A 2697-nucleotide genomic window follows, 5' to 3' on the forward strand; every position below is an offset into this window, starting at 1 on the left:
TCCCCCGACCCGGTTCCGGTCCGGGCTCGCGCTCCGGGTCGTCGTCGGGACCGGGTGCCGGGTCCGGTGCCGGAACGTCTGGGGGGTCCGGTTCCGAGAAGCTCGCCGCGAGCCCCCGCCGGCCGGTCCGCCGCCGGGCCGCGCGGTTCTGGAACGACGTCCTCACCACACCGGGGCGGATGTCGGTGTTCGCGGTGGCGGCGATCGTCACCATCCTGCTCGGCGGGACCGTGGCGTCGCAGACAATCACCCAACGCCAGAGCCATCACGAGACCCTGCTGGCCGAGGTCGAGCCCGTCGCCAACGCCTCCCAGACGCTGTACAGCTCCCTGACCATCGCCGACTCGGCGGCCAACACCGCCTTCATCACCGGCGGGATAGAACCCGCCGAGCTCAGGGAGCGGTACCTCCAGGCCATCGCCACCTCGTCGGCGTCGATCATCGCCGCCTCCCTGGGCCTCGACCGCTCGGACGAGGAGTCGATCGACCAGCTGGCGCACATCAACGCCCAGTTGACCACCTACACCGGCCTCGTGGAGACGGCGCGGACCAACAACCGGGTCGCCAACCCGGTCGGCTCGGCGTACCTCGCGTCGGCCTCGACGCTCATGCAGGACACGATCCTGCCGGCGGCCGCCGACCTGTACGACCGCCAGTCCACCTCGGTGGGCGAGTCCGACCGCGAGTGGTCCTCGCCGCCGTGGGGGTCGTTCATCCTGCTGGGGATGGCGATCGCGGTGCTGGTGCTGCTGCAGCAGTGGCTGTGGAAGATCACCGGGCGGCGGGTCAACCCGGCGTTGGCGCTGGCCTCGCTGCTCATGGTGGCGACCTTCCTGCTCACCATGATCGCCGGCTTCCTGGCCGCCAACAACAACGCGCGCGGCCTGTCCGAGGGCGCGGCACCGATGAACGAGCTCACCCGGCAGCGGATCGACGCCCAGAAGGTGCGCGCGCAGGAGACGCTCAACCTGGTGCGCCGGACCGATCCCGAGGGGTCGGCGGCCGAGCGGGCCGCCATCCTCGGCGGCGTCCGTGACTCGTTGACCGTCTACCTGGACCCGGACGAGCAGTCCCGTAGCCGCATCAGCCTGGACGGCGACGGTGCCGTCACCAGCGCGATCGAGGCCCTGGACGACTGGATGGCCGCCCAGAACCGCGCCGATTCGCTCTACCAACAGGGCGACTACCAGGGGGCCATCACCATCTCCTCGGGCCAGGAGGAGGGCGATTCCGGTGCCGCGTTCGACGAGTTCGACGAGTCCATGCAGGACGCCATCGAGGAAGCCCGCGACACGCTGCGCACGCGCATCGACAACGCGCGGCGCACCTCCGCCACCGGGCCGGACCTGATCATGGCCTTGTCCGCCCTGGCCGCGTTCGCCGTGGTCGTGGGCATCGCACCCCGGATCAGGGAGTACCTGTGAGCGCGCGGATGAGGTGGTGGGCCGGGCGGCGGACCGCCCGCGTGGTGACCGGGGGCGTTCTGGTCGCCGCCCTGGTGCTCGCCGGAGCGTGCGGGGTCGACGACGACGAGGCGCGCGGCGGCGACGGCGGGCCGGACCGGGAGATGATCTCCGAGTCGGATCACGTGGGGATCCCGGAGGTGTCCGCGGTGATGCCGCTGCCGGCCGGAGCGGTGATCAGCACCGACGGCCCGACAGGACTCCCCCAGGTGACCCCCGACGAGTCCTGCGACCCGCTGCCGAGCCTGCGCCCGGACGACGCCCCGCCCGAGGAGCGCGTCCCCCGCATCAGGCAGCGGGGGCGGCTGATCGTGGGGCTGGACCAGGGCTCCAACCTGTTCTCCTTCCGTGACCCGGGCACCGGGCAGCTCACCGGCTTCGACGTGGACCTGGCCCGCGAGATCGCCCGGGACATCTTCGGCGATCCCGGCCAGGTCGAGTTCCGTTCCCTGACCTCGGTCAACCGGATCGAGGCGTTGGAGAACAACCAGGTCGACGTGGTGATCCGGTCGATGTCCATCACGTGCGCGCGGCGCGAGCTGATCACCTTCTCCGTGCCGTACTACCAGGCCTACCAGCGCGTGCTGGCCGTGCGGGGCTCCGGGATCACCGAGATCGAACACCTCGAGGGTCGGCGGGTGTGCGTGGCGGCCGGCACCACCTCGGCCTCCCGACTGTGGGAGGAGCTGGAGCGGCTCACGGTGCTGTCGGTCAACACGTGGGCCGACTGCCTGGTGGCCATCCAGCAGAACCAGGTGGACGCCATCACCACGGACGACGCGATCCTGGTTGGCATCACCGCCCAGGACCCGTACCTGGAGATCGTCGGACCGCAGCTCAACGCGGAGCCGTACGGGGTGGGCATCGCCAAGTCGACCCCCGGTAACAACACCGACGGCCTGGTCCGGCAGGTCAACTCGACCCTCGAGCGGATCCGGGCCGACGGCACGTGGAACCGCATGTACTCCACGTGGCTCTCCGGGCTCGGCCCGAGTCCCGGGATGCCCGCGCCGGCCTACGTGCCGGAGGAGCCCAGATGAGCTACCGGAAATGGGACGACGGGCCCGCGGTCGACGAGCCGACCGCGGGGACCGAGGCCACGTTCCGCCCCGAGCCGGGGTCGGTCACCGGCGCACTCGAGGTGACGGGCGCGGCGGGGCACACGGAGGCGGTGGGGCACACGGAGACGCGGGGGCACACAGAGGCGTCATGGGACACCGAGGCGACGGAGTCC

The 2697-nt window shown here is 71.4% G+C and carries 3 protein-coding genes; all 3 read left to right on the top strand.

Features of this window, described 5'->3' with window-relative positions; genetic code table 11:
• A partial coding sequence (locus G6018_RS12905) for a hypothetical protein (protein ID WP_182639812.1) occupies window positions 1-1424 on the top strand: 1424 nt, incomplete at its 5' end.
• Between the two features lie 8 nt (window positions 1425-1432).
• Window positions 1433-2503: a glutamate ABC transporter substrate-binding protein gene (locus G6018_RS12910; RefSeq protein ID WP_182639814.1), complete on the top strand. Its 1071-nt coding sequence runs from the start codon at window positions 1433-1435 to the stop codon at window positions 2501-2503.
• The coding region (locus G6018_RS12915) for a hypothetical protein (RefSeq protein ID WP_182639813.1) at window positions 2500-2697 on the top strand (198 nt) is incomplete at its 3' end. The genes G6018_RS12910 and G6018_RS12915, both read left to right, overlap by 4 nt.

The organism is Dietzia sp. DQ11-44, assembly GCF_014145205.1.
Classification (GTDB): Bacteria; Actinomycetota; Actinomycetes; order Mycobacteriales; family Mycobacteriaceae; genus Dietzia; species Dietzia natronolimnaea.

Coding starts and splice junctions, on each gene's coding strand:
- G6018_RS12910 (WP_182639814.1), top strand. CDS start 1,433: ATGAGGTGGTGGGCCGGGCGGCGGACCGCCCGCGTGGTGACCGGGGGC.